The following is a 24,792-nucleotide window of genomic DNA, read 5'->3' as shown; positions in this document are numbered from 1 at the left end:
AGACACCGGGTCAAGGGTGGCCGCAGGCCATCGCGCAGCGACGCGACCGAAGGGAGCGCCCTTGACGCGGTGGCGGAGGGGGCCACACTCGGAGAGAGGGCGGCCACACCAGAAACCCGCAAGAAACGGCCACCCCTTGGGCCCAAGACCCGCACCCGCACCCGCACCCCAAGTCGTACCCGCCCCCACCCCCGCGGCGGAGGCGCTCCGGCCGTCAGGCTGACGACCCGCCCGCGCCCTCGGCGCGAGGGTTGTGGCATGACCGATGACGACGGAGCGGAGCACCGGGGCCGGGCGGTCCCATGGGTGTCGATGGGGTGGGGCGTGGCCTACGCCGCGTTCGGGCTCGCGAGTGTGCTCAGTGGGACGCCGCTCTTCGGAAAGGACGGCGTCGCGCTCGGCTGGGGGGTCGTGGCCGTGGGGGCGATGACGGCGGCGGCCGGTGGGGCGGTCCGGCGGTACGGGGCGCGGCCCGGGCTGCGGGCGCTGCTCTGGGGGGTCTGCGGGCTTGCGGGGGTCGCCGCGTTCGGTCTGCTGATGGACGTGATCACGCTGATGTTCGGGCAGGGCGTGGACAGTTGGGCGGCGGCCGCGCACCGGCTGCTCGCCGCCGTCGGGGCCGTGTCGCTCGCGGCGACCGCCCGTTCCCTCGGCCCGCCGGGCCCCGGGAGGAGCGTCCCGCCGACGCCGTCCGCCGCCCCCGCCCGTCTCCGGCTCGTCGCGTGCGCGGGGACCGTGGCCTTCCTCCCGTACGCCGCGATGAAGCTGGTCTGGGCGTGGGGCGGCAGCTACGCCGGGGTGGACAAGGAGGAGATGCTCGCGGTGTCCGAGCGCAACGGCGCCTCGGGGATCTGGCTCGCCCTGGAGTCCTGGGGCCTGGACGCCACCGTGCTCCTTGCCGCGCTCGGTGTCTTCCTGCTCTGGGGGCTGGTCCGTCCGTGGGGCCAGGTCTTCCCGCGTTGGGTGCCGTTCCTGCGCGGTCGCCGGGTGCCGCGTGCGCTCCCGTTGGCCCCGGCGCTGCTCGGCGCCGCCAGCCTCGCCCCGTACGGGGTGATCGGGATCGGGTACTGCGCCCTGGCCACGGCCGGCGTGGTGACGTTGCCGAGAGGCGACTTCCCGACCCCCGAGGACACACTGCTCGCGGCCTGGCCGGGCATGATCGCGTTCGGTGTGTACGGGGTCGCCCTCGCCGTCGCGGCCGGCTCGTACTGGCGGCGGACCGGCTGCGGGAAATGAGAGAGGCGAGGAGTCCGCTCCTCGCCACTCTCAACGTATAGCGCACGGGGGGTCTTGCGGCAAGGCCCCCTCGGTGGCGCAGAATCGGCGCCTGTTGCTGATCGGACTGAGGGGGAACCCGATATGCGAGTGGTGCTGTCGTCTTACGGATCGCGTGGGGACGTCGAGCCGATGGTCGCGCTGGGCGTCGCGCTGCGGGGGCTCGGTGCCGAGGTGCGGGTGTGTGCGCCCGAGGACGCGGAGTTCGCGGAGCGGCTGGCCGGGGTCGGGGTGGAGTTCGTGCCCGTGCGGTTGTCGGTCCGGGCGCTGGTGGCCGAGGCGAACTCCGGTGCGGCGCCGTCGTTCACCGAGCGGGTGACGATGGTGGCGGCGGCGCAGTACGAGGCGGTGGCCGTGGCCGCCGAGGGGGCGGACACGGTGGTCGCGACCGGACTGTTCCCGGCCGTGGCCGGGGCCCGGTCGGTGGCGGAGAAGCGGGGGCTGCGGTACGCGTACGTGTCGTACTTCCCCGGCATGCTGCCGTCGCCGCACCACCCGCCGTACCCGCTGCCCGGCCGTCCGCTCCCGGAGGGTGTGACCGACAACCGGACGCTGTGGGAGCTGGACGTCGAGGGGCAGAACGCGGTGTACGGGCCCGGGCTCACGGCGTTCCGCGAGTCGGTCGGGCTGCCGCCTCTGGCGAGCGTCCGCGACTACGCGATCGGCGGCAGGCCGCTGCTCGCGGCCGACCCGATGCTCGGGCCGTGGCAGGAGCCGGCCGAGCTCGACGTCGTACAGACGGGCGCCTGGATCCAGCCGGACGAGCGCCCGCTCCCCGGTGATCTGGAGGCGTTCCTCCGGGCCGGGGAGGCGCCGGTGTACGTGGGCTTCGGCAGCATGTCGATGCAGGGGTCGGCCGATGCGGCGCGGGTGTCGATCGAGGCGGTACGGGCTCAGGGGCGTCGGGTGCTCGTGTCCCGGGGGTGGGCCGAGCTGGGGCTGATCGACGACGCGGACGACTGCCTCGCCGTCGGCGAGGCGAACCACCAGGCGCTCTTCCCCCGGGTCGCCGCCGTCGTCCACCACGGCGGCGCGGGCACGACCACGACCGCCGCTCGGGCCGGGGTGCCCCAGGTGGTGGTGCCGCAGCTCGTGGATCAGCCGTACTGGGCGAGCCGGGTGGCCGGTCTCGGTGTGGGCGCCGCCCACGACGGGCCCGTGCCGAGCGTGGCCTCGCTGTCGGCGGCCCTGGCGACGGCTCTCGCCCCGGAGACCGGGGCCGCGGCGCGGGAGTTGGCGTCCGCCATCCGTACCGACGGGGCCGAGAACACGGCGAAACTGCTCCTGGACGGCTTCGGCGAGCCGGTGTGATGACCTTCGACAGGCACAGATGTAGCAGATGCAGCAGATGTACATCTGCTGCATCTGCTACATTGAAGACATGACCGAGCCTGTGATCGCCTCCATGGCCGAGGTCCGCAGTCGGCTGGCGGACGTACTCGACCGCGCCCACCGAGAAGAGACCCCCACGATCATCACGCGCCGCGGCAAGCAGGAGGCGGTCGTGATCGACATCGAGGAGTACCGGCGCCTGGCACAGCTTGCCGAGGCGACCGAGGACGCCTGGCTGAACAGACTGGCCGACGACGCCGAGGCCGAGGGACAGGAAGGCTCCCTCTCCCTTGAGGAGATGGCCGCACTCCTTCGTACCCATCACGCCTGACCGGCATGGGGTACGTCACGCGCTTCACGCCTCACGCCCAGCGGGATCTCCTGAAGATCCCGCGCGCCGAGGCGCTGCGCATCCTCTACCGCCTCACCGAACTCCAGAAGGCGCTCACGGAGGACGACACCTCGGGCTTCGACATCAAGGCGCTCCAGGGGCACGACTCCCGTTGGCGCCTTCGCGTCGGCGACTGCCGCGTCGTCTACACGCTGGAGAACGGCGTCCTCGTCATCTGGGTCCTGGCCGTCGGGCACCGGCGAGACGTTTACCGCGGCATGTGACGGTCCCTGCGCTGAGGGACCGTCGCCTTCACCGGCTGTGACGCGCGGCCGATCAGCCCAGCGCCAGCCAGGCCACGCCCGCCAGGACGCCGATCGCGACGATCACGCCGACGATCAGGCCGACGCGGGGGCCGGAGGAGGGCGCGGCGGTCTGGTGCTGCTGCTGCCGCTGCGGAGTGCCCTCGTCGACGAAGGCGCGGAACATCTGCGTGCTGCCGGCGGGGTCGTAGCCGCCGTCGTTCGCCGGGCCCTGGCCGTACGGTGCTTGGGGGTTGTGTGCCATGGCCCCAGACCCTAGCGAACCCGGCCCCCTCCGGGTCCAGTGGGGCGCAGGGGGTTTCACAGGGCGCTCACGCGACCGCCCGTTCCGCGGCGACAGACACACCCGGCTCCCCCCTTTGCCGATTCTTTATCGCGCTTTGACCGATTTAGTTTGCCTGAAGCAACCATCCATCTCTATGGTTGCCCTAAGCAACAAGATCGATGGAGACGCTCGATGGAGACGCTGAACCGGTACGAGGAGCTCGCCCGCGCGGTGAGTGCCATCGGCGCCGTCAAGCGCGGCCTGGCCCGCGTGCTGCCCGTCCAGTGCCAGGGCGGAGCGGCGGCGGTGCTCGCCCTCATCAAGCACCACGGCGACATGCGGATGAGCCGGCTGGCCGAACTGATGGCCGTCGACATGTCCGTGTGCAGCCGTCATGTGACGCACACCGTGGAACACGGCTGGGTCGAGCGACTGCCCGACCCCGACGACAGGCGCTCCCGGATCCTGCGACTCACCGCCGAGGGCGAGGCGATGCTCGGCGAGCTCGACCGACGGGTCACCGATGCCTTCGCCCGCTACCTCACGGACTGGTCCGACGACGACGTCGCCCGGCTCACCGCACTGCTCTCCCGCCTCCGCGACTCCTTCGGGGACTGCCGGGCCCATCACGCCCACGACTGACGACGCCCGCGCCTGACGACGGCCACGCCTGGCGACGACCGTGACCGACCACGTCCGCGACTGACGACGGCCGCGTCCGACGACGACTTCACGCAAAGGAAACTCATGGCTACCACCGCACCTGCCACGGGTGCACGGGAAGGCCGGACCGACAGCTCCGGCGCCCCGATGACGCACCGGCAGATCATGGAGGCGCTGTCCGGGCTCCTGCTCGGCATGTTCGTCGCCATCCTGTCCTCGACGATCGTCTCCAACGCCCTCCCGCAGATCATCACCGACCTCGGCGGCGGCCAGTCCGCCTACACCTGGGTCGTCACCGCCGCCCTCCTGTCGATGACGGCGACCACCCCGCTCTGGGGCAAGCTCGCGGACCTCTTCTCCAAGAAGTTCCTGGTCCAGATAGCCCTGCTCATCTACGTCGCCGGCTCGGTCGTCGCCGGCCTCTCCCAGAACACCGGCATGCTCATCGCCTGCCGTGTCGTCCAGGGCGTCGGCGTCGGCGGTCTGACCGCCCTCTCCCAGATCATCCTGGCCGCCATGATCGCCCCGCGTGAGCGCGGCCGGTACAGCGGCTACCTCGGCGCCGTCTTCGCCGTCGCCACCGTCGGCGGCCCCCTGCTCGGCGGCGTCATCACCGACACCGAGTGGCTCGGCTGGCGCTGGTGCTTCTACGTCGGCGTGCCCTTCGCGCTCATCGCGCTGCTCGTCCTGCAGAAGACCCTCAAGCTGCCGGTGGTGAAGCGGCAGGTCAAGGTCGACTGGGCCGGCGCCTTCTTCATCAGCGCCGCCGTCTCCCTGCTCCTCATCTGGGTCACCTTCGCCGGCGACAAGTACGACTGGATGTCCTGGCAGACCGTCGCCATGGTCGGCGGCTCCGTCGTCCTCGGCGCGGTCTTCCTGCTCGTCGAGTCGAAGGCCTCCGAGCCGATCATCCCGCTGCGCCTGTTCCGCAACCGCACGATCACCCTGGCCTCGCTGGCCTCCCTCTTCGTCGGTGTCGCGATGTTCGCCGGCACGGTCTTCTTCAGCCAGTACTTCCAGCTGGCCCGCAACGAGTCGCCGACCATGTCCGGTGTCCTCACCATCCCGATGATCGGCGGCCTGTTCGTCTCCTCGACGGTCTCCGGCATGATCATCACCAGGACCGGACGCTGGAAGGCCTGGCTGGTCAGCGGCGGCGCCCTCGCCACCGGCGGTCTCGGCCTGCTCGGCACGATCCGTTACGACACCGAGTACTGGCACATCGCGCTCTTCATGGCGGTCCTCGGCCTCGGCCTCGGCATGATGATGCAGAACCTGGTCCTGTGCACCCAGAACCAGGTCGCCCCCTCCGACCTCGGCGCCGCCTCCTCCACCGTCACCTTCTTCCGCTCCCTCGGCGGTGCGATCGGTGTCTCGGCGCTCGGCGCGGTCATGGCCCACCGGGTCACCGACTACGTCAAGGACGGCCTGACCGAGCTCGGCCCGAAGGCCGCGGCGGCCATGGGCCAGGGCGGCGGCGGTGGCATCCCCGACATGGACAAGCTGCCGGCCCCGATCCGTACGGTCATGGAGGACGCGTACGGCCACGGCGTGGGCGACGTGTTCCTCTACTCGGCGCCGTTCGCGCTGCTCGCCTTCCTGGTGACGCTGTTCATCAAGGAGGTCGCGCTGAAGAGCAACACCACAGAGAAGGTCACCGGGTGAAGGGACTCCCGGGCGCGCTTCGAGCGGAGGCGCGACCGGGTGCGTTACGGAGCGGCGGGCCGCCCCTGAAAAGGGGACGGCCCGCCGCCTCGTCATGTTCCGGCTGGCCCGGATGGCCCGGATGGTCCGACGCGGGCGACCATCGTCTCGATCCCGGCGACGAGGAGGTCCAGGGCGTAGTCGAAGTCGCGGTCCCAGATCTCGGTGACGGTGCCGTGCGAAGCCCGCTCTTCGAGGATGTCCGTCATCGGCGCGAGGGCTTCGGCGAACGACGGCTCGTCACGGAAGGCCTTGATCGACTCGTCGTAGAAGTCGTCCTGCGACATGCCGGCCTCCGCCGCACGACGCTGGAACTGGGACTCGATCGTCCCGTAGCCGTACACGAACTGGAAGACCGCCGACATCGCGCCGGGCTGGCGCTCCAGCGGAAGGCCGGTGGCGCTGATCGTCTCCTGGATCTTGACGCCGACGGCGAGCGCGTTCGGGCCGATGTTCAGGTACTGGCCGGCGCTGGGCGACATCCACGGGTGGCGGACCAGCATCCGGCGGTAGTCCAGGGCGATCACCCGGATTCGGTCCCGCCAGCCGTCGGCCGCGTCGACCGCGGCCAGGTCGACCTCGCCGTAGCAGGTGTCGACGGCGTACTCGATGATGTCGTCCTTGGTGTCCACGTACCAGTACAGGGACATCGCGGTGACGTTCAGCTCGGTCGCGAGCTTGCGCATCGAGAGCTTGGCCAGGCCCTCCTCGTCGAGCATCCTGATCGCCGCCGCGACGATCCGCTCCCGGTCGAGCCCGGCCGGGCCGCCCCCGCTGCGGGCGGCCCGGTTCTCCAGCCAGACGCTGGAACGCGCCGGGTTCTTGGCCCTGTCGGCTGCCTTGACCATCGCGTTCCTCCGTCTGCTCAGTGGTCCGTGACCATGCTAGGCAGCCATCTCGTGCGGCTTCGCCTGCTCCTCCGCGCCCTTCTCCGCACGCTCCGCCCGCTCCGCCCGCTTCAGCAGGGCCGCCGCCAGCAGACCGCCCGCGAAGACGGCGATCGCACCGACCAGCTGACTGGTCTGCAGGCCGGTGGCGAAGGCGTCGGAGATCTGCCCGCGCTCGGTGTCGCTGCCCGCCGCGGCCAGGGCGGCCGGCAGCGAGGTCGCGGTGACGGTGACGAGGGCGGCGAAGCGGGCGTTGAGGACCGCGCCGAGGACGGCGACGCCGAGGCCGTTGCCGAACTCCGCGAGGGTGCCGTTCACCCCGGCGCCGACACCGGCCTTCTCCGGCGGGATGGCACTCATGATCGCGTTGGCCATGGCCGGGTTGGAGACCGCGAGGCCGATGCCCATCAGGACCAGGCCGAGCAGCATGCCCCAGTAGGTGCCCTCGGTGCCGCCGCCGAGCACGGCGATCGAGGTGAGACCGCCCGCCACCAGCGTCATGCCGACGGCGACGGTGAGCGGCGTGCCGAGCTTCATCACGATCCGCGGACCCACACCGGAGAGGTTGAGGACGACGACGGTCAGCGCGAGCGGCGCCATCCGCAGACCCGCCTCCAGCGGCTCGTACCCGAGCACGAACTGCAGGTGCTGGGTCAGCAGGAACAGCGAGCCGCCCATGCCGAACATCACCAGGATCGCGCCGGCGACCGCGCCCACGAACTTCTGGTTGCGGAAGAAGTGCATGTCGAGCATCGGGTACGGGACGCGCAGCTCCCACAGCGCGAAGGCGCCCAGGACCACGATGCCGAGCGCGGCCGGGACGAGCACCTGAGCGGACGTCCAGCCGTGCTCCGGGCCGGTGATGATCGCGTACACGGCGGAGGTCATGCCGATGGTGGAGAGCAGCGCGCCGACCATGTCGGGCCGGTCGCCCTGGGGGTTCTTGGACTCGGGGACCAACTTGAGGACGGCGACCAGGCCGATCACGGCCACCGGGATGTTGACGAGGAAGATCATTCCCCACCAGAAGTGGTCGAGGATCGCGCCGCCGACCAGCGGCCCGGCAGCGAAGCCGAGCGAACCGACCGTGGCCCACAGCGCGATGGCCTTGACCCGCTCCGAGTCGTCGAAGATCTGCATGACGACGGCGAGGGTCGTGGTCATCAGGAGCGCGCCGCCGATGCCCATGCCCGCGCGGGCGGCGATCAACTGCCCGGTGGAGTCGGCGAGTCCGGCGGTGAGCGAGCCGAGGCCGAACAGCGCGAGGCCGATGGCGAGCATCTTCTTGCGCCCGTAGCGGTCGGCCGCGTTGCCCGCGGTGAGCAGCAGACCGGACTGCACGAGCGAGTACGCGTTGATCATCCACTGGATGTCGCTGGTGGAGGCGTGGAGCTCCGAGGTCAGCGAGGGGATGGCGACGCTGAGCACGGTGTTGTCGAGCAGCACGGTGAGCTGGGCGAGGCAGATGACGCCGAGGATCAGCCAGCGCTGCGGGTGGCCGCCGGTGGGGGCGGCCTGGTCGTTCGCGGCGGTCGTCGCCGTCATGGACACTCCTTTACGGTGTACGAGGATGAGTACTCGTACACCGTAAAGGAGCCCTCTTACGCTGTATAGGGATTTTTTTTAAGCCACCTGCTTCCGGCTGGTCAGGTCGTAGAACGTCGCGTTGCCGACGGTGACCTTCTCGAAGGTCTCCTCGACCCAGGAGCTGATCTGCGATCCGCCACCGCCGCCGGACGCGATGAAGTAGTGGATCTTCCCCTCGGCCACGTACTGCTTGAACTGCGCGAGGGTCGGCGACGGATCGCTGCCGTTGAAGCCGCCGATCGCCATCACCGGCTTCTCGGTGGCGAGCTGGTAACTGGCCGCGTTCTGGGCGCCGACGGCGGCGGCGACCCAGGTGTAGGAGTCGGCGTCGGCGAGGAGCCTCTGCCTGGCCTCGGTGCCGACGCTCGCGCCGTTGAGGAGGCCGCCCATGCCGCCCGGTCCCCCGCCGTTACGAGTCGGGGCCTGACCCATGCCCGGACCGCCCGGCACCTGGCCGCCGGGCCCACCCGGCGCCCGGCCGCCCGCAGGAGGCTGCCCCTGGCCGCCGCCCGGCCCCGGCCCCGGCCCGTACAGGACGAACATCCGGCCGTCGCCCCCCATGCCGGGGCCGCCGCGCGCCGCGCCACTCGGGCCCGCCGTCACGATCGAACCCTGATGCCCCTCGGCGACCGTCGCCACGGTGTACGCGAAGGGCCCCGCGAGCCCGGCGGCCAGGCCGAGCCCCGCCAGGGCGAGCCCGAGGCGCCGGTCGAGCCGGCCCGCGAGCAGCAGACCGAGGGCCGCCGCGCACCCGGCGACGAGCACCGCCCAGCGCAGCCACGGCAGCCAGTCCGGCGTCCGTCCGAGCAGCACCCAGCCCCACACCGCGGTCGCCGCGACCGTGCCGGCCAGCGCCGCCGAGGCGAGCGGATGCGCCCGCTCCTCCCACAGCACGGCGGCGCCCATCCCGATGAGAGCCGCGATGTACGGGGCCATCGCCACCGTGTAGTACTCGTGGAAGATGCCCGCCATGAAGCTGAAGACGCCCGTCGTCAGCAGCAGCGAGCCACCCCACACCAGGAACGCCGAGCGCGCCGTGTCCGTGCGCGCCGCCCGCCAGGTGACCACGAGCCCGGCCACCAGGAGGATCAGCGCGGCCGGAAGCAGCCAGGAGATCTGGCCGCCGATCTGCTCGTCGAACATCCGGCCGAGGCCCGTCTCGCCCCAGCCGCCGCCCCCGGCCCCGCGCCCGCCGCCCGGACCGCCGGCGCCGCCGGGCAGCTCCAGGCCCCCCGGGAGCTCCGTCGTCATGCGGCCGCCCTGACCGCCGCCCCGGGCGCCCCCGCCGCCGACGCTGCCGACCTCGTCGCCGTTGATCCGGCCAAGGCCGTTGTAGCCGAAGGTCAGTTCAAGGAAGCTGTTGTTCTGCGAGCCGCCGACGTACGGCCGCGAGGACTTCGGCCACAGCTCCACCAGGGCCACCCACCAGCCCGCCGACACGAGCAGCGCGAGCCCGCCGAGCCCGAGCCGGCCGAGCCGCCGGCCCAGGCCGCCCGGCGCGCACACCACGTACACCAGGGCGAGCGCCGGCAGGATCAGGAAGGCCTGCAGGGTCTTCGCGAGGAACGCGAACCCGAGCGCGACCCCCGCCCACACCAGCCATCGCCCCGCGCCCTCGTCCAGCTCCAGGGCGCGCAGGACGCAGTAGACGGCGACCGTCATGAGCAGCGCGAGCAGCGCGTCCGGGTTGTTGAAGCGGAACATCAGCGCGGCGACCGGCGTGAGGGCCAGGACCGCGCCCGCGATCAGCCCGGCGCCCGCCCCGAAGCGGCGCCGGACGGCCGCGTACAGGACGGCGACCGTGCCCACGCCCATCAGCACCTCGGGCACCAGGATCTGCCACGAGCCGAGCCCGAAGAGCCGGACCGACAGGGCCATCGGCCACAGCGCGGCCGGCGGCTTGTCGACGGTGATGGCGTTGGCGGAGTCGAGCGAGCCGAAGAAGAAGGCCTTCCAGCTCTCCCCGCCCGCCTGCACGGCGGCGGAGTAGAAGGAGTTCGCGTAGCCGCTCGCGCTCAGGTTCCAGAGGTAGAGGGCGGCGGTGGCGAGCAGCAGGCCGAGGAAGGCGGGCCGCACCCAGGGCGCGTCCTCGGCCCGCCCGCGCAGCCAGCGCCGTACGAGCGCATTCGGGGAGTTCATCGAGTGGTCCTTGTGCCGTTGGAACGCTCCGGGGCCGGAAAGACCCAGAGGCGGAAGAGGAGGAAGCGCACGACGGTCGCGGCGAGGTTGGCGACGATCAGCACGGCGAGTTCGGTGGAGTGGGAGGGCTCGCCGGTCGCCGCGCCGAGCGCGAGGAGCGAGCCGCTGGTCAGGGCCAGGCCGATGGCGAAGACGACCAGTCCCTGCGCCTGGTGGCGGGCGGCCCGCTCCCGGCCCCGTACGCCGAAGGTGAGCCGGCGGTTCGCGGCCGTGTTGGCCACGGCCGAGACCAGGAGGGCGGCCGCGTTGGCGAGTTGGGGGCCGATGCCGAGCCGGAAGAGGGAGTAGAGGGCGAGGTAGAACACCGTCGACAGGGCGCCGACCACGCAGAAGCCGACCAGCTGGCGCGCCAACCCGCCCGGCACACCGCTGAGTTCGCGGTCGCGCGGGTCGTCGCCGAAGGGCCGGGCGAGCCGGTCGAGCGGCAGCGAACCGGTCGCGAGCGCCCGTCCCACCCGCCACACGCCCTTCAGGTCGTCGGTGGCGGTGCGGACGATGTGCACGGTCGAGTCCGGGTCGTCGACCCAGTCCACCGGCACCTCGTGGATCCGCAGCCCGGCCCGCTCGGCGAGCACCAGCATCTCGGTGTCGAAGAACCACCCCGTGTCCTCGACCATCGGCAGGAGCTGCTCGGCCACCTCCCGCCGGATCGCCTTGAAACCGCACTGGGCGTCCGAGAAGCGGGCGGCGAGCGAGCCGCGCAGGATCAGGTTGTAGGCGCGGGAGACGAACTCCCGCTTCGGACCCCGGACCACGCGCGAGGAGCGGCTGAGCCGCGAGCCGATCGCGAGGTCGGAGTGCCCGGAGATCAGCGGGGCGACCAGCGGAAGCAGCGCGTTGAGGTCGGTGGACAGGTCCACGTCCATGTACGCGAGGACGGGGGCGTCGGACGCCGTCCAGACGGTACGGAGCGCCCGGCCCCGGCCCTTCTCCTCCAGGCGCACGGAGCGCACGGAGTCCGGGAGGCGGGCGGCGAGCGCCCGGGCCACGTGGGGGGTGGCGTCGGTGGACGCGTTGTCGGCGACCGTGATGCGGAAGGCGTACGGGAAGGTGCGGGAGAGGTGGTCGTGGAGCCGCTGCACGCACGGCTCCAGGTCCTTCTCCTCGTTGTAGACGGGAATCACCACGTCGAGGACGGGCGGGCGGGGGCCGGCCGCGCCCACCGGGAGGTGTTCCCGCGCGGGAAGCGTTCGCATGACACAGACGCTCGCCGGGCGCGCTGTCACGGCGGTGTGGTGAGGCTGTGGCCGGGCTGTGAGTCAGGGCTGTGGGTCAGGGCCGTGAGTCAGGGCCGTGAGTCAGGGCCGTGAGTTCAGCGCTGCTTCGGCAGCCGTACGGCGAACAGGGTGCGGCCGGGCACACTGTCGACGGTCACCTCGCCGCCGTGGGCGAGGGTGACCGCCCGGACGATGGCGAGCCCGAGGCCCGTACTGCCGGTGCTGCGCGCCCGGGAGGCGTCGCCGCGCGCGAAGCGCTCGAAGACGGAGGGCAGGAGCTCGGGCGGGATGCCGGGCCCGTCGTCCTCGACCTCGATGACCGCACGGGCACCCTGCTCGTACAACCGCGCCGTCACCGTCGTACCGGGCGGGGTGTGGGTACGGGCGTTGGCGAGGAGGTTGACGAGCACCTGGTGCAGGCGGGCGGGGTCGGCCGAGATCTTCACCGCGCCGTCGCCCTCCGGGAGCCGGAGGCGCCAGTGGTGCTCGGGGCCGGCCGCGCGGGCGTCGGAGACGGCGTCCACGACGAGGAGGGAGAGGTCGGTGCTCTCGTACGAGAGCGGGCGTCCGGTGTCGAGCCGGGCGAGCAGCAGCAGGTCCTCCACCAGGCCCGTCATCCGGGTCGCCTCGGACTCGATCCGCCCGAGCGCGTGCCGGGTGTCGGGCCCGCACTCCTCCCGGCCGCGCCGGGTCAGCTCCGCGTACCCCCGGATGGAGGCGAGCGGTGTGCGCAGCTCGTGGCTGGCGTCCGCGACGAACTGCCGCACCCGGGTCTCGCTGCGCTGCCGCGCGTCGAGCGCCGAATGGACGTGGTCCAGCATCCGGTTGAGGGCCGCGCCGACCTGCCCGACCTCGGTACGCGGATCGGCCTGCGCCTCCGGCACCCGGTGGTCGAGCGCCACCTCGCCGCTGTGCAGGGGCAGTCGGGACACCTGCGCGGCGGTCACGGCGACCCTGCGGAGCGGCGTCAGGGCCACCCGTACGAGCACCGTACCGGCGATCGAGGCGGCGACGAGCCCGGCGGCGGTCACGCTCAACTCGACGACGATCAGGGTGGAGAGGGCGTCCTGGACCTCGGTCAGCGGGATGCCGATGAGGTAGTCGCCGTTCTTGCCGGTGGCGTACTGGACCCGGTAGTCGCCGAGCCCGCCCGGCAGGGAGACGGTGTGCGGGTCGCCGTCGCGGGGGACGGAGGCGAGGGCGGCGGTCTGGGCGGAGCTGAGCATCTCCGACCGGTACCTCGGCCCGTACACCCCGTCCTCCGGGGGCTTGGAGACGTCCGCCGAGGTCAGCTCGCCGTCCACCACGCGGGCCCCGACCGTCCCCAGCGGGGCGCCGGGCCCGATGACGAAGCCGAGGGGCGTGTCGAAGCCGGCCGGCGAGGGCCCGCCGGAGTTCGGCGGCGGCCCGGCGGCCCGGTTGGCGACCTCCTGCAGACGCGTGTCCGCCTGGCCGTACAGATAGGACCGGAACGCGATCGCCGTCACCGTGCCGATGACGGCGCAGACGACGGCGATCAGGGCGACGGCGGAGACGACGAGCCGGGTACGGAGCGACCACGGCCGCGACCAGGGCCGGCGAGGCTGCGACCGGGGCCGCGACCACGGCCGGCGGCGGGCGCTCACAGCGCGTTCCTCACGGCTCATTCCCCACGGCTCATTCCCCCGGCTTGATCAGATATCCCGCCCCGCGCCGGGTGTGGATCATCGGGCTGCGCCCGGCGTCGATCTTCCGGCGCAGGTAGGAGATGTAGAGCTCGACGACGTTCGCCTGCCCGCCGAAGTCGTATGACCACACCCGGTCCAGGATCTGCGCCTTGCTGAGCACTCGGCGCGGGTTGCGCATCAGGAAGCGGAGCAGTTCGAACTCGGTCGCGGTGAGATGGATCGATTCGCCGTCCCGGGTGACCTCGTGGCTGTCCTCGTCGAGGGTGAGGTCGCCGACCGTGAGCAGCGACTCGGCGCGCGCCGCGGCGGCGCCGGAACGCCGGATGAGGCCGCGGAGCCGGGCCACGACCTCCTCCAGGCTGAACGGCTTGGTGACGTAGTCGTCGCCGCCCGCCGTCAGCCCGGCGATCCGGTCCTCGACCGCGTCCTTCGCGGTCAGGAAGAGCACCGGCACCTCGGGCAGCTCGCGCCGCAGCCGCCCGAGGACGGCCAGGCCGTCCATGTCGGGCAGCATCATGTCGAGCACGACGACGTCGGGCCGGAACTCCCGGGCCCGCCTCAGCGCCCCGGCCCCGTCGCCCGCGCTGTGCACCTGCCAGCCCTCGTAGCGCAGGGCCATGGAGAGCAGTTCGGCGAGCGAGGCCTCGTCGTCGACGACGAGGACGCGGACGGCGGAGCCGTCGGGCCGCAGCAGTTCGGTACGCGAACGGGCAGTGGTCGCAGTCATGGGATCACGGAACCCGGCCCGGGTGAGACCCGCCTTTCCCTTGTCTGTGAATTCCCTGAGAAAGGCCGGGACCGCGTGGGACTGCTGGGGCCGCGTGGGGCCGCGTAGGGCCGCGTGGGCGTCATCCGGGCGGGAGACGGAACAGCCGGGCACCGTTGTCGTGGCAGACGGCGCGGAGCCAGTCGTCGCCGAGCCCGAGCCGTTCGAGGGCGTCGAGCTGGTGCCCGTACGAATAGGGGATGTTGGGGAAGTCGGTGCCGAGCAGGATCCGCTCGCGCAGCCCGTCGAGCCGCTTCAGCGCCGTCGCCGCCGCCGGGAAGGGCGCGAGGCGCTCGCTGAAGTCGGTGAAGGCCATGGTGGTGTCGAGGTGGACGTGCTCGTACCGCTCGGCGAGGTCGAGGAAGTCGCCGTACTCCGGCATGCCCATGTGCGCGACGACGAGCCGAAGCCGCGGATACCGGGCGAGCAGTCGCCCGATCGGTCCCGGACCGGTGTACGGCCCAGGGGCCGGCCCGGAGCCGCAGTGGATCACCACCGGGGTGCCGGCGTCCTGGAGCGCGCCCCACACGCCGTCGAGCAGCGGATCGCCGGGGTCGTAGGCGCCGACCTGGACGTGCGCCTTGAAGACCCGGGCGCCGCGGTCGAGGGCGCGCGAGACGTCGGCGGCGGCGCCGGGCTCGGGGAAGAAGGTCGCGGTGTGCAGGCAGTCGGGAACGCGGGCGGCGAAGTCGGCGGCCCAGTCGTTGAGCCAGCCGGCCATACCGGGCCGGTGCGGGTAGAGCATCGCGGTGAAGGCCCGGACCCCGAACTCCCGCAGGAGCTCGACGCGTCGTCCCTCCTCCTCCCGGTACGTGATGGGCCAGGGGTGGCCGGTCAGCGGCCCGGCGGAGTCGAAGTAGGCCCACACCTTGTCGAGGACGTTGCGCGGCATGAAGTGGGTGTGGACGTCGACGAGCCCGGGCAGTCCGAGGCGGGCCGCGAAGCCCCGGATGCGTTCAGCCTCGCTCGAAGCCATAGGTCCGCTCGACCTTCCCGATGTGCACGCGGTAGCTGTCGTACCAGTGCTCGCGCCCGTGCCGCTTGGCGGCCATGTGCTCGGGGTGGTGCTGCCACGCGGCGAGCCCGTCCAGGTCGCGGAAGTACGCCACGGTGATGCCGATGCCGCCGGGTGTGCGGGCGGACTCGTAACCGAGGAAGCCGGGGATGTCCTGGACGAGCTCCTGCATCCGGGCCGAGGTCTCGGCGTAGCCCTCGGGTGCGTCGGGCCGGATCGAGGTGAAGACAGCGGTGTAGTAGGGCGGTTCGAGGCCGCCCACGAGGTTCGGGGTCATGTGATCACCCTGCGGGGGCACGACCTGGGCTGTCCATGGATCACGCCCGAAGGGATCCAAGACTTTACGGTTCGGAGCTTGGGGTTCGGAGCTTGGGGTTCGGAGCTCGGGGTTCGGAGCTCGGGGTTCAGAGCTCGGGGTTCGGAACTCGCGGTTCGGAGCTCGGGGTTCGGAGCTTGGGGCCTGTCCGGTCGGCTTCCCGTCAGAAGAGGGGGGCCTGGGCGTCGGCGTCCTCGCAGGTCGGGGCGGGGGCCTCGGCGGTGGGCACGGTCACCGGGTGCCCGGCGGGCGCGGCGACGAGCTCCCAGCCCGTGAGCAGCCGGGTGTCGAGGACGAGGGGCCGGGCGTCGGCGTCGAGGAGGTGCAGATCGGGCCCGGCGGCGGCCGTGAGCCGGCCGGCGATGACGCCGTCGGCGACGAGTTCGGTGACGACCCGGCCGGGCGGTGCGGACGCCAGAGCGTGGAGGGCGAAGGCTTCGGCGTGGTCGTGTACCTGGCAGGGCAGCGCCTGGAGGGTCTCGGCCCAGGCGGGCACGCCGGCGGCCTGCCTGTACAGCTCGGTGAGCTCGCGGGCGCGCTCTTCGGCGGGCGGCAGCGCGTACCGCACGGCGCGCTTCCGGGCGTACGGGATGCGGTCGGGGACCGCGAGGGCGTGCCGCAGCACCTCCTCGGTCCGGCGGGCGGCCATCAGCGGACCGCGGCCGAGCCAGGCGAAGGCGACGGCGCCCTGTTCGAGCAGGCGGGCGGAGCCGCGCTCCTCGCCCGTGATGCCGACCTTCACCATCCCGGGCCCGAACCAGGCGAGGTACACGCGGTACGGCCGGGGGTCGTCGGCGATCGTGTCGGCGGCCACCGAGTGCGCCCGGTCGAGCCGCGCGCACTCCGCGCACCGCCCGCCCGTGCTGCGCGCGGGCACGGCGGCGGCCAGGGGGCAGGGGTTGCCGCGCGCGCCGGAGCAGCGCCGCGCGCCGCCGACGGCCCGGAAGCCGAGCTCGCGCCCGTACGACAGCGCGCTGACGCGCCCGCCGGCCCCCGCCCAGCGGAGCCGGGGCGCGCCGCCCTGCCAGGAGACGCCGCCACTTCGCCACACCATGCCCCCAGTGTCGTACGCCCCACTGACAGCCGGAGACCGGACCGGTACCGTGCGGCCGGCTCAGGGCAGGGCGTAGAGCAGCCCGCCGTCCGTGCCGGCGCCGCCGGCGTGCCGCATGCAGCCGCGCTCGACGAGGGTGCGGACGCAGTCGCGGACCCGCTCGGCGGTGAGCCCGGTGCGGCGGGCCACCTCCTCCAGGCGGTAGCGGACCCCGCCGCGGACGAGGGCGGGGGCGAGGTAGGCGGCGACGGCGTGCACGTCGGCGCCGACGACGGCGTTCCGCGCGCACCAGGAGTCGAGCAGCTCCTGCGGGGTGCGGGCGACCGGGGCCGTCGCCTCCGCGCCGGGCCCGGGGTCCGGGCCGGTGCGCTGGACGGGGAGGGAGAGCCGGTCCAGTGACTCGGCGAGCCGGTGCAGGTCCTGCCCGGCCTCGCGCAGCAGCTCGCCCCACTCGGCGTCGGGCCGCAGGGCGGCCTCCTCCAGGCGGACGAGCACGTCGAGGAGCGGCTGCGGGAGGACGAACCCGTCGGCCGCGGGGGCGGGGTCGAGCCCGTACGATCCGTCCCGCTGCACGCCGACGACCAGGTCGGCGACCCAGGCCCGGAACGGCCCGGCGGCCGCCCGTCCGGAGGCGTTCACCAGCTGCACGAGTCCTTCCAGACACACCATCCGCGTGGACTTCCGCAGGCCGTTCCGCAGCCCGCGGTTGCTCGACAACTCGATCGGCAGCTCGTCGATCGTGGTGTGCAACGCGTCCCCGACATGCGCGCGCAGCGCCTGCCGCGCGCTCCCGTACCCGAGCTGCCGGGCCGCGTCCACGGCCGGAAACCAGTGCGTGCCGTCCGGCAGTGTGAGCCTGCGCAGCCGCGCCCCCGTGGCGGCGTACACGAAGTCGTCGATGTCGATGGCGTCGATGGCGTTCATCTTGGCGTCACCTCCACCTGCACGCTAAGCCGAGGGCATATTCAACTGACATGGAAATCAGCCCGGTTCACCCGAAGGTGTGGGAAAAGCCCGCTTCGGGGGTGAGGTGGGTGTGGGTGGGGTGTTTCGGGGTAGTCGGGCCGCCTGTGACGGGGGTGGCGATTCGGTCGTTCGAGGCCCCTCTACTGGTTCGACTGGTTCTACTGGTTCGACGAATCCCAGCCCTCCGAAGCCTCTGCCGGGAGAAGGCCCAGGACCTCCGTCTCGGTCCAGGTCCCGGCGGCGCCGGGGCTGTCGGCGAGGTAGCGGGCGATCTCGTGGTCGGTCCATGCGCCCGACTCGCGGAGTCCGGCGGCGAGATGACGCAGATACGGCTCCGAGGGCGCGCGCAGCTCGACGTCGGCGACGGCCCAGGGCGCGGTGAAGGTGAGCAGCGGCAGCCCGTCGAGCTCACCGGCGTACACCACCGTCTCGTACCGCCCCGGCCCGAAGGCGAGGCGCCCGCGCGCGACGGCCTCGGCGAGGTCGAGTTCGGTGCCGGGCCCGGGTTCGCGGTACATCTCCAGGGCGGCGATGTCCGAGAACTGCCCGGCGCTGATGAGATGCGCGCGGGCGAACGTGCGCCCGTCGCTGTCGGGATCGTGAAAGCCGCGCCCACCGCCCCACACGGCGGACTCGGTGGCGAAGTACAGCACCCCGCCGAGCTCGACGGCGCGCGAGACGCGCGGCTCGGTGCGGTCGCGGCACACGGCGAGATACCGCCCGAGCCGTTCCCGGTGCATGTTGGACCCGTAGGCGGCGTACCAGACGTCCATCCCCGGACGTTACCGGCGCCGACAGTTCCGCCGCGGACGGTACGGGCGCCCGGCGCGCCGCTGATGCGCCCTGAGAGGGTGGCCCCATGCTGCAGCCCCCCGAGTCCACGCTCTTCGTCCGCGCCACGGTCCCGGTCCTGGTCCTCGCGGACTCCCCGCTCCACGACGCGCTCCCGCCCTACGCGCCGCCCGCGCCCCTGACCCAGCCGCTGGCCCTGTCCGGCTGGGGCCTCGTCCCGCGCCTCACCCTCTGCGTGGTGGACGGCCCGGGCGAGCACGGCGTGATGATCCCGTCCTTCGTGGCCCCGGTCGTCGGCGAGGGCACCCTGGCCGACTGGTGCGCGGACGCGGAGCGCGCGGGCGGCGCCATCGTCCTCTCCACCCCGGAACTCCCCCTCCCCACCGACCTCCCCGCCCTCCCCGACTTCCCCACGACCCGCGGCGGCTTCGTCCCCCTGCTCGCCGCCTGACCCACGCTTCGGCCCTGTCAGGCCGCCGGGACGGTCAGCTCGTAGTCGACGCCGGTCGAGAACCCCGGTACCTCGCCGCGGATGACGAGCGTGTGCGTGCCGGGAGCGAGCGGCGCCAGCCGCACCCAGAGCCCGCACCCCGTCGTCCGCAGGCGCCCCGCCTCCCCTGTGACGGCGTTGCCGCGGGCGCCGCGTATGCGGATGGAGTCGTCGACCCGGCGCTCCGGCTCGACGGCTCGCCCGTCCAGGGTCGCGGTCCCCTTGGCCCCCTTCATGAACTCCGCGCAATCCGCCACGCTGCCGGTGCTGTTGACGAGAGGAAGAACGACCGGCCGGCCCCCGGGCACCTCACAGGCCCGCTTCACCCGCCCACCGAACGTCCCCGCCAAGAACCAGAGGTCCCGCGGCTGATTCCGGTCGCACAGCTTCCCGTCGGAGTCGGCCACGGGATTCGTCCGCTCGGGCTCGGTAGCGGCCCACGACCACCACCGCCCCTGCAACTCCGCGTCCACCAACTCAGCGGCGGTACCCGTAGCGGTGACGGTGGCAGTCGCAGCCGCAGTAGGAGCCGCGCTGGGCACGGCCCCCGGCTCGCCCGCCGCCCCGCACCCCACGAGCAGCCCCACCCCGACGGCTATTCCACCCACACGCCGCCATACGAACCTCATCGATATCCCCCTCCACTCGTCCCACTCGAGGCTGGCACCTTATCGAGCGCGCCGAGACCGAACCCCGACAACGCAAGAGGCCCGGACTCTCGTCCGGGCCTCTCATCTGTGTGCACTCGGCAGGATTCGAACCTGCAACCTTCTGATCCGTAGTCAGATGCTCTATCCGTTAAGCTACGAGTGCTTGTTTTGTTTTCCGCCTCCGCTCCCCGGCCTTTCGGCCCGCTCGCGGCGACAGGAAGAACATTACATGACTGCCGCCGTCATGTGAAATCCATTAGGTCCACCCCTTGTGACCTGCGGAAATGTCAAACGATCACCGCCTCTGGGTGGGGCCGCGCCGTGCGCCCCGGCGGCGTCGGCGGGCCCGGGAGGGGCGAAAAGAGACCGGGGTCACACCGACGGGTGGATGGGTCCGGGAACGGACGAAGCCCCGGTCCTGGGGACCGGGGCTTCGGTGGGGCGGAGGCGGAGGGATTTGAACCCTCGATGGGCTTTAAGGCCCAAACCGCATTAGCAGTGCGGCGCCATAGACCGGACTAGGCGACGCCTCCTTCACTCCCCGCGCGGGCGCGGGTGGTGCGTGGAAGATGATGACACAGACGTGCCGTGTGCCACCAATCGCTTATCACCGTACTCGGACCCGGGGTGCCGGGGCAAAGCCCTCGACGCACCTCGCGCGCCCCCGTCCGCCGCGTCCGTCCCCCCGCCCGGCGCAGCCCGCGTTGCGCAACGCGCCGGGGCCCGGAGCGTTAGTCAGGGAAACGCCAAGGCACGCACCGCCACACGGAACACCACGGGAGTACGTCATGCTGCGCCCCCTCCTCCTCGCGACCGTCGCCACCAGCGCCCTGACCGGCATGACCGGCATGGCCGGCCTCACCGGGCTCGGGGGGCTCGGACCCCTGCCGCCGCTGCCGCTGCTCTCCGGGCCCGACTCGCTCACCGTGAGCATCGAGAAGACCGGGCACGCCGAGGCCGACGGGACGTTCCGGCTGGAGTGCGGCGGCAAGCCCGGGGGGACGCATCCCGCCGCCGCGAACGCCTGCAAGCGGCTCGATCAGCTCGCGCAGGCCGGCGACGACCCCTTCGTGCCCGTGCCCGCCGACGGGATCTGCACCCAGCAGTACGGCGGACCGGCCACCGCCCACATCACCGGGACGTGGCACGGCCGCAGCGTCGACGCCCGCTTCTCCCGCGCCAACGGCTGCGAGATCGACCGCTGGGAGAACCTGCGGCCCGTCCTCCCCCGCGTGACGGGATGACCTGGTCGAGGATGAGCAAGGTTGACCGGAAGACGACCGGAACGAGGATCGGCAGGTCAGGGACGACCGGGTCACCGAACCTCCACCCCGTCTCCAGAGGCGGAGGCCCGCCCTCCCTTAGACTCCCTCCGTGACAGGCCGCGGCCCGAACGGCAAAATGGGCGGGCAAGTGCGGTGGCAGTGGGTTCAGGGAGGAAGCGTCTCGTGAGCAGCAGGCCGTCCCGAGGCGCTGCTCGCCTCGCAGCCATACTCGACGCCCTCCCCGACGGCCTCGTGCTCGTCAACTGCAACGGCACGGTCGTCAACGCCAACACCATCGCCCTCGGCATGTTCGAGACCCCCGGCACCGCCCTCGTCGGGCGCGGGCTGCTCGACCTCCTGCCGGACTTCGACTCGCGGCTCATCCCCGGTTCGATGCGCCGCCCCGAGGCGGCGGACGACCGGGGCCGCACCCGCCCGACCCGGATGACGGCCCGGCGCACCGACGGCGGCGAGTTCCCGGTCGAGGTGACCAGCGCCAGCCTGGAGGACGGGCGCGAGGCCTACGACTCGTACAGCGGCTACACCGGCGACGAGCTCCTCATGCTCGTCGTCCGCGACCTCACCGGCACCGTGGACACCGAGGCCGAACTCGCCCGCTCCCAGCGCCAGACCGAGATGATCCTGCGCGCCGCGTCCGAGGGCGTCGTCGGCACCGACACCGACGGCCGGGTCGTACTCGTGAACCCGGCCTTCGCGCAGATCCTCGGCTACCGGGCCGGCGAGCTCGGCGGCGCCGAGCTGCACCCGCTCATCCTCCCCAGGCGCGCGGACGGCGAGCCCTTCCCGTACGAGGAGTCCCCGCTCGCCGACACCCTCAAGTCGGGCCGCAAGCACCGGGTCCGCGGGCAGGTGCTGTGGGCGAAGAACGGCGACCGGGTGCCGGTCGACCTGACCACCGCGCCGGTACGGGACGGGGACCAGCTCGTCGGCGCCGTCATGACCTTCACCGACCGCCGGCCGCACGAGCAGCTCGTCGAGTCGCACGCCACCGAGCTCGCCGACCTCACCGAGCGGCTCACCGCCGAGCGCGAACAGCAGAAGGAGCGGTACGAGGCGGAGCTGGCCGAGCGGAAGCAGCGGTACGAGACGGAGCTCGCCGAGCAGAAGGAGCGGGTCGCCGCGCTGACCGCCCGGCACGAGCAGCTGACGGCCGTCCTCGGCGAGTCGCTGCGCGGGCCCCTGGAGGAGCTGCGCGCCGAACTGGGCAGCCTCGCCGCCGACGACGCCGGACAGCTGTGGCCCGAGGCCAACCAGCTGCTCCACCACCTCTTCGCCGGCTACGGCCGGATGACCGCCCTCGTCGACAACGTCCTCGGCTTCCAGCGCCTCGACGCGGGCGCGGAGGCACTCGACAAGGACGTCGTGCTGCTCTCCGGGATCGTCACCGGCGGCATCGACGGGGCCGTCGAGCTGATCGGCCCCGGGCGGGCGCAGTTCGCCGTCCACGCGCCGCCGATCGAGGCCGAGGTCGACACCAACCGGCTCACCACCGCGCTCGCGCACCTGGTCGCCGACGTGGCCGGGGTCGACGCCACCGGCAAGAGCAAGGCCGCGCCGCCGCAGGGCGGCGGCTACGCCGACTCGACGATCGTGGTCGCCGCCGCCCAGCGCGGTGACGTCGTACGGATCGAGGTCCGCGGCCCGTACGCGGGTGGCGACCCCGTCCACCAGCCGATCGTGCGCGGGATCGTCGCCGCGCACGGCGGTGTGCTGCAGACCCACGAGGTGCCGGGGACGGCGGGCGGCGCGTACGTCGTCGAGCTGCCGCTCGGCGCCGGGCGCGGCACCGTGCCCGAGGCGCCGGTCCTGTCCGAGCGCGCCGAGCCGGAGGAGACCAGGGCCGAGCCGGCGGTCGAGCAGCCCGTACCCGGGCCTGTACCCGTACCCGGGCCCGTATCGGCCCCGCCGGTCGCCGAGCAGCCCGTCGCCGAACAGTCCGCGACCGAACAGTCCGTCGCCGGTGAACTTCCGGCGTTGCCCGCGCAACTGGCGCCCGCCGACACTCCCGCCGACACCCAGGGCGGCGGACGGCGCCGGGCGCGCCGGGCGTCCACGGACGCGTTCCTGGAGAGCCCGATGGCGCCCGAGGGCGCGCCGGTGCCGCAGCCGACCGGCCGCCGCCGGGGCCGCGCCGGCGACACCCCCGCCACCGGCACCCCGGCCGAGCTGATCCCCGCGCAGAGCGCCCCCGTCCCGGAGCCGGCCGCCGCTGCCGCCTCCGGCACCGGCCGGCGGCGCGGCCGGCCCGCCGAGGGCGCGGTCCTGACCGCCGCCGAGAGCGCGCAGGGCCGTCCGGCACTCGGCGACACCGTGCCGCCGCAGGGCGTCCCGGTGGAGGCCCCCGCCGCCCAGGCCCCGGTCACCCAGGCCCCGGTCACCTACGCCCCCGCCGCCCTCGCGCTGCCCGCCGTCGCGTCCGCGCCGCAGGAGGCACCCGGGGCCGAACAGCCGACCCCGCAGGGCACCCCCCAGGGCAGCCCGCAGCCCACCGGCCGGCGCCGCCGGGCGCTCGCGGCCGCGCAGGAGCGGGCCGCGGCGGCCGAGGCCGGACCGCGCACGCCGTTCGCGCTGCCGCCCGCCGAGGCCGACCGCGCCGAACCGCACGAGACCGGCAGCCGCGAGGCCGGCGCCCCCGTGGCCGTACACGAGGACGCGCACGAGGCCGTACGGACGCTCCCGGAGGACGACCACACCCCGCCGCAGCCGCACCCCCTGCCCACCGCGACCGGCACCGGCTCCGTACCGCTGCCGCCCGAGGTACCCGCGGCTCCCGCGGCGCGGGACGGCGGGACGCAGGGACGTGCGTTCAGCGTGCGGACGCTCGGCCAGGGCGTGCCCTTCGTCCAGCCCGCGAAGCCGGCGTCCGCCATGCCGGCACCCGCCATGCCGAAGTCCGCCACGCCAACGCCCGCCGCCCCGCTGCCCGCGGCCACACCGGCCACACCGGCCGCCCCCGCCACGCCCTCCGGCCGGCGGCGGAAGCTCGGCAACCCGGCGGCGGAGGGCCGACAGCCCGCGCCCGCACCCGAGGAGGCGACGGCGCCCGCGAAGGCCCACCCGCCGGTGGAGCCGCCCCTGCCCTCTCCTGTGCCGGTGCCCGTGCCCGTACCGGCTCCCGCACCCGCCCCGGCGTCCGAGGGCCGTGCGTACGCCATAGAGGCGCCCGCCGAGGGCTCGGCGGAGGGACCGGAGCCGCTGGACGGGCCGGGAGGCGCGGTGGAGGTGTCGAACCAGCCGCTGCCGCAGCCGGTCGACGACGAACTGCCCCCGGAGCCGCTGGACAACCCGCGCCGGCTGCTCGTCTGGCCCGCGCCGGACGTGTCCACGCAGCAGGCGCTGAGCGACCGCGGCTACCGGCCGGTGATCGTGCACTCCCGCGAGGAGGTCGACGCGCAGATCGCCGCCTTCCCGGCCGCGCTCTTCGTCGACCCGCTGACCGGGCCGATCACCCGGACCGCGCTCCAGTCGCTGCGGCAGGCCGCCGTGGCGGCCGAGGTGCCCGTGCTGCTCGCGGCCGGACTCGGACAGGCGACCCGGGAGGCGGCGTACGGCGCCGATCCGGCCGTCCTGCTCAAGGCGCTGGCGCCCCGGGACAGCGAGCAGCACCCGTCCCGTGTCCTGGTCATCGAGGAGCACGAGGACATCGCGCAGGCGCTCGCGGCGACGCTGGAGCGGCGCGGGATGCAGGTGGCGCGGGCGGCGACCGACACCGAGGCGGTCGCGCTGGCCCAGCAGACGCGTCCGAACCTGGTGGTGATGGACCTCATGCAAGTGCGCCGCCGCCGGGCCGGAATCATCGACTGGCTGCGCGCGAACGGGCAGTTGAACCGCACGCCGCTGGTCGTCTACACCTCGACCGACCTCGACGAGGCCGAGCTGCCGAAGCTGTCCTCGGGCGAGACGGTGCTGTTCCTCGCCGAGCGCTCGACGAGCGACGAGGTGCAGGCCCGGATCGTGGACCTGCTCGCGAAGATCGGCACCAACTAGCCCTTGAGCCGGGCCGGTTG

22 protein-coding genes and 2 tRNA genes are annotated in these 24,792 nt (G+C 73.2%); 9 read left to right on the top strand and 15 right to left on the bottom strand.

All coding sequences use genetic code 11. From position 1 onward, the window contains the following. Window positions 1-258 precede the first annotated feature (258 nt). The 4 genes from AB0M18_RS27985 (at window position 259) to AB0M18_RS27970 (ending at window position 3,222) form a co-directional block, all read left to right on the top strand. Window positions 259-1,236, top strand: coding sequence for a hypothetical protein (locus AB0M18_RS27985; protein WP_365762713.1), 978 nt, complete (start codon window positions 259-261; stop codon window positions 1,234-1,236). 123 nt (window positions 1,237-1,359) lie between these two features. After that, window positions 1,360-2,586, top strand: coding sequence for a glycosyltransferase (locus tag AB0M18_RS27980; RefSeq protein WP_365762711.1), 1,227 nt, complete (start codon window positions 1,360-1,362; stop codon window positions 2,584-2,586). Window positions 2,587-2,656: 70 nt separating this feature from the next. Then, the gene (locus AB0M18_RS27975; protein WP_365762709.1) at window positions 2,657-2,938 is read left to right on the top strand and encodes a type II toxin-antitoxin system Phd/YefM family antitoxin; all 282 of its coding nucleotides are present in this window, start codon (window positions 2,657-2,659) and stop codon (window positions 2,936-2,938) included. 5 nt (window positions 2,939-2,943) lie between these two features. Then, window positions 2,944-3,222 (top strand): type II toxin-antitoxin system RelE/ParE family toxin, encoded by a 279-nt coding sequence (locus tag AB0M18_RS27970; protein WP_365762707.1) that lies wholly within the window; start codon window positions 2,944-2,946, stop codon window positions 3,220-3,222. 52 nt (window positions 3,223-3,274) lie between these two features. Here the strand turns inward: AB0M18_RS27970 and AB0M18_RS27965 are convergent, their stop codons facing one another. Then, complete coding sequence (locus AB0M18_RS27965; protein ID WP_365762705.1) at window positions 3,275-3,505, bottom strand: hypothetical protein; 231 nt, start codon at window positions 3,503-3,505, stop codon at window positions 3,275-3,277. Between the two features lie 213 nt (window positions 3,506-3,718). Here AB0M18_RS27965 and AB0M18_RS27960 point away from each other — a divergent pair, with 213 nt between their 5' ends. Then, window positions 3,719-4,168, top strand: coding sequence for a MarR family transcriptional regulator (locus tag AB0M18_RS27960; protein WP_365762703.1), 450 nt, complete (start codon window positions 3,719-3,721; stop codon window positions 4,166-4,168). A 105-nt stretch (window positions 4,169-4,273) separates the two neighbouring features. After that, window positions 4,274-5,854, top strand: coding sequence for an MDR family MFS transporter (locus AB0M18_RS27955; protein ID WP_365762701.1), 1,581 nt, complete (start codon window positions 4,274-4,276; stop codon window positions 5,852-5,854). Between the two features lie 92 nt (window positions 5,855-5,946). Here AB0M18_RS27955 and AB0M18_RS27950 read toward each other — a convergent pair whose 3' ends face one another. From AB0M18_RS27950 to AB0M18_RS27900, 11 genes are all read right to left on the bottom strand, one after another. Further along, entirely contained in the window at window positions 5,947-6,741 is a 795-nt protein-coding gene (locus AB0M18_RS27950; RefSeq protein ID WP_365762699.1) for a TetR/AcrR family transcriptional regulator C-terminal domain-containing protein, read from the bottom strand. Between the two features lie 36 nt (window positions 6,742-6,777). Further along, window positions 6,778-8,325 carry an MFS transporter gene (locus tag AB0M18_RS27945; protein WP_365762697.1) on the bottom strand — a complete coding sequence of 516 codons (1,548 nt, stop codon included), beginning with the start codon at window positions 8,323-8,325 and terminating at the stop codon, window positions 6,778-6,780. 78 nt (window positions 8,326-8,403) lie between these two features. Further along, complete coding sequence (locus tag AB0M18_RS27940; protein WP_365762695.1) at window positions 8,404-10,506, bottom strand: glycosyltransferase family 39 protein; 2,103 nt, start codon at window positions 10,504-10,506, stop codon at window positions 8,404-8,406. Beyond that, window positions 10,503-11,762 carry a bifunctional glycosyltransferase family 2/GtrA family protein gene (locus tag AB0M18_RS27935; RefSeq protein WP_365762693.1) on the bottom strand — a complete coding sequence of 420 codons (1,260 nt, stop codon included), beginning with the start codon at window positions 11,760-11,762 and terminating at the stop codon, window positions 10,503-10,505. The genes AB0M18_RS27940 and AB0M18_RS27935 overlap by 4 nt, the downstream gene beginning before the upstream one ends. A gap of 116 nt (window positions 11,763-11,878) precedes the next feature. Continuing rightward, a complete protein-coding gene (locus AB0M18_RS27930) occupies window positions 11,879-13,429 on the bottom strand; it encodes an ATP-binding protein (protein WP_365762691.1) in 1,551 nt (516 codons plus the stop codon). A 10-nt stretch (window positions 13,430-13,439) separates the two neighbouring features. Further along, complete coding sequence (locus AB0M18_RS27925; protein ID WP_365762689.1) at window positions 13,440-14,177, bottom strand: response regulator transcription factor; 738 nt, start codon at window positions 14,175-14,177, stop codon at window positions 13,440-13,442. 121 nt (window positions 14,178-14,298) lie between these two features. Further along, window positions 14,299-15,192: an amidohydrolase family protein gene (locus AB0M18_RS27920; RefSeq protein ID WP_365762687.1), complete on the bottom strand. Its 894-nt coding sequence runs from the start codon at window positions 15,190-15,192 to the stop codon at window positions 14,299-14,301. Beyond that, the gene (locus tag AB0M18_RS27915) at window positions 15,173-15,508 is read right to left on the bottom strand and encodes an antibiotic biosynthesis monooxygenase (RefSeq protein WP_365762685.1); all 336 of its coding nucleotides are present in this window, start codon (window positions 15,506-15,508) and stop codon (window positions 15,173-15,175) included. Before AB0M18_RS27915 ends, AB0M18_RS27920 begins: the two co-directional genes overlap by 20 nt. A 202-nt stretch (window positions 15,509-15,710) precedes the next feature. Beyond that, window positions 15,711-16,601 (bottom strand): DUF2797 domain-containing protein, encoded by an 891-nt coding sequence (locus AB0M18_RS27910; protein WP_365762683.1) that lies wholly within the window; start codon window positions 16,599-16,601, stop codon window positions 15,711-15,713. A 60-nt stretch (window positions 16,602-16,661) separates the two neighbouring features. Next, the gene (locus AB0M18_RS27905) at window positions 16,662-17,525 is read right to left on the bottom strand and encodes a Bro-N domain-containing protein (RefSeq protein ID WP_365762681.1); all 864 of its coding nucleotides are present in this window, start codon (window positions 17,523-17,525) and stop codon (window positions 16,662-16,664) included. A gap of 200 nt (window positions 17,526-17,725) precedes the next feature. After that, entirely contained in the window at window positions 17,726-18,340 is a 615-nt protein-coding gene (locus tag AB0M18_RS27900; protein ID WP_365762679.1) for a histone deacetylase, read from the bottom strand. An 86-nt stretch (window positions 18,341-18,426) separates the two neighbouring features. Here AB0M18_RS27900 and AB0M18_RS27895 point away from each other — a divergent pair, with 86 nt between their 5' ends. Next, a complete protein-coding gene (locus tag AB0M18_RS27895; RefSeq protein ID WP_365762677.1) occupies window positions 18,427-18,810 on the top strand; it encodes a hypothetical protein in 384 nt (127 codons plus the stop codon). 17 nt (window positions 18,811-18,827) lie between these two features. Here AB0M18_RS27895 and AB0M18_RS27890 read toward each other — a convergent pair whose 3' ends face one another. From AB0M18_RS27890 to AB0M18_RS27880, 3 genes are all read right to left on the bottom strand, one after another. Next, the gene (locus AB0M18_RS27890; RefSeq protein WP_365762675.1) at window positions 18,828-19,085 is read right to left on the bottom strand and encodes a hypothetical protein; all 258 of its coding nucleotides are present in this window, start codon (window positions 19,083-19,085) and stop codon (window positions 18,828-18,830) included. Window positions 19,086-19,589: 504 nt separating this feature from the next. After that, a tRNA-Arg gene (locus AB0M18_RS27885) sits at window positions 19,590-19,662 on the bottom strand. Between the two features lie 279 nt (window positions 19,663-19,941). Then, a tRNA-Ser gene (locus AB0M18_RS27880) sits at window positions 19,942-20,032 on the bottom strand. Between the two features lie 255 nt (window positions 20,033-20,287). On the opposite strand from AB0M18_RS27880, the gene AB0M18_RS27875 reads away from it, so the two are divergent. Next, window positions 20,288-20,743 carry an SSI family serine proteinase inhibitor gene (locus AB0M18_RS27875; protein ID WP_365762673.1) on the top strand — a complete coding sequence of 152 codons (456 nt, stop codon included), beginning with the start codon at window positions 20,288-20,290 and terminating at the stop codon, window positions 20,741-20,743. A 204-nt stretch (window positions 20,744-20,947) separates the two neighbouring features. Further along, window positions 20,948-24,772 carry a PAS domain-containing protein gene (locus AB0M18_RS27870; protein ID WP_365762671.1) on the top strand — a complete coding sequence of 1,275 codons (3,825 nt, stop codon included), beginning with the start codon at window positions 20,948-20,950 and terminating at the stop codon, window positions 24,770-24,772. Window positions 24,773-24,792 lie beyond the last annotated feature (20 nt).

Source organism: Streptomyces sp. NPDC051909, assembly GCF_040681095.1.
Classification (GTDB): Bacteria; Actinomycetota; Actinomycetes; order Streptomycetales; family Streptomycetaceae; genus Streptomyces.
Note: the sequence above shows the minus strand (reverse complement) of the source record. Positions and strands in the feature narration are given on the sequence as shown.

What these genes read in the sequence shown, in the direction of transcription:
- AB0M18_RS27985 (WP_365762713.1), top strand. Translation starts at nt 259, where the DNA reads ATGACCGATGACGACGGAGCGGAGCACCGGGGCCGGGCGGTCCCATGG.
- AB0M18_RS27980 (WP_365762711.1), top strand. Translation starts at nt 1,360, where the DNA reads ATGCGAGTGGTGCTGTCGTCTTACGGATCGCGTGGGGACGTCGAGCCG.
- AB0M18_RS27975 (WP_365762709.1), top strand. Translation starts at nt 2,657, where the DNA reads ATGACCGAGCCTGTGATCGCCTCCATGGCCGAGGTCCGCAGTCGGCTG.
- AB0M18_RS27970 (WP_365762707.1), top strand. Translation starts at nt 2,944, where the DNA reads ATGGGGTACGTCACGCGCTTCACGCCTCACGCCCAGCGGGATCTCCTG.
- AB0M18_RS27965 (WP_365762705.1), bottom strand. Translation starts at nt 3,505, where the DNA reads ATGGCACACAACCCCCAAGCACCGTACGGCCAGGGCCCGGCGAACGAC.
- AB0M18_RS27960 (WP_365762703.1), top strand. Translation starts at nt 3,719, where the DNA reads ATGGAGACGCTGAACCGGTACGAGGAGCTCGCCCGCGCGGTGAGTGCC.
- AB0M18_RS27955 (WP_365762701.1), top strand. Translation starts at nt 4,274, where the DNA reads ATGGCTACCACCGCACCTGCCACGGGTGCACGGGAAGGCCGGACCGAC.
- AB0M18_RS27950 (WP_365762699.1), bottom strand. Translation starts at nt 6,741, where the DNA reads ATGGTCAAGGCAGCCGACAGGGCCAAGAACCCGGCGCGTTCCAGCGTC.
- AB0M18_RS27945 (WP_365762697.1), bottom strand. Translation starts at nt 8,325, where the DNA reads ATGACGGCGACGACCGCCGCGAACGACCAGGCCGCCCCCACCGGCGGC.
- AB0M18_RS27940 (WP_365762695.1), bottom strand. Translation starts at nt 10,506, where the DNA reads ATGAACTCCCCGAATGCGCTCGTACGGCGCTGGCTGCGCGGGCGGGCC.
- AB0M18_RS27935 (WP_365762693.1), bottom strand. Translation starts at nt 11,762, where the DNA reads ATGCGAACGCTTCCCGCGCGGGAACACCTCCCGGTGGGCGCGGCCGGC.
- AB0M18_RS27930 (WP_365762691.1), bottom strand. Translation starts at nt 13,429, where the DNA reads ATGAGCCGTGAGGAACGCGCTGTGAGCGCCCGCCGCCGGCCGTGGTCG.
- AB0M18_RS27925 (WP_365762689.1), bottom strand. Translation starts at nt 14,177, where the DNA reads ATGACTGCGACCACTGCCCGTTCGCGTACCGAACTGCTGCGGCCCGAC.
- AB0M18_RS27920 (WP_365762687.1), bottom strand. Translation starts at nt 15,192, where the DNA reads ATGGCTTCGAGCGAGGCTGAACGCATCCGGGGCTTCGCGGCCCGCCTC.
- AB0M18_RS27915 (WP_365762685.1), bottom strand. Translation starts at nt 15,508, where the DNA reads ATGACCCCGAACCTCGTGGGCGGCCTCGAACCGCCCTACTACACCGCT.
- AB0M18_RS27910 (WP_365762683.1), bottom strand. Translation starts at nt 16,601, where the DNA reads ATGGTGTGGCGAAGTGGCGGCGTCTCCTGGCAGGGCGGCGCGCCCCGG.
- AB0M18_RS27905 (WP_365762681.1), bottom strand. Translation starts at nt 17,525, where the DNA reads ATGAACGCCATCGACGCCATCGACATCGACGACTTCGTGTACGCCGCC.
- AB0M18_RS27900 (WP_365762679.1), bottom strand. Translation starts at nt 18,340, where the DNA reads ATGGACGTCTGGTACGCCGCCTACGGGTCCAACATGCACCGGGAACGG.
- AB0M18_RS27895 (WP_365762677.1), top strand. Translation starts at nt 18,427, where the DNA reads ATGCTGCAGCCCCCCGAGTCCACGCTCTTCGTCCGCGCCACGGTCCCG.
- AB0M18_RS27890 (WP_365762675.1), bottom strand. Translation starts at nt 19,085, where the DNA reads ATGAAGGGGGCCAAGGGGACCGCGACCCTGGACGGGCGAGCCGTCGAG.
- AB0M18_RS27875 (WP_365762673.1), top strand. Translation starts at nt 20,288, where the DNA reads ATGCTGCGCCCCCTCCTCCTCGCGACCGTCGCCACCAGCGCCCTGACC.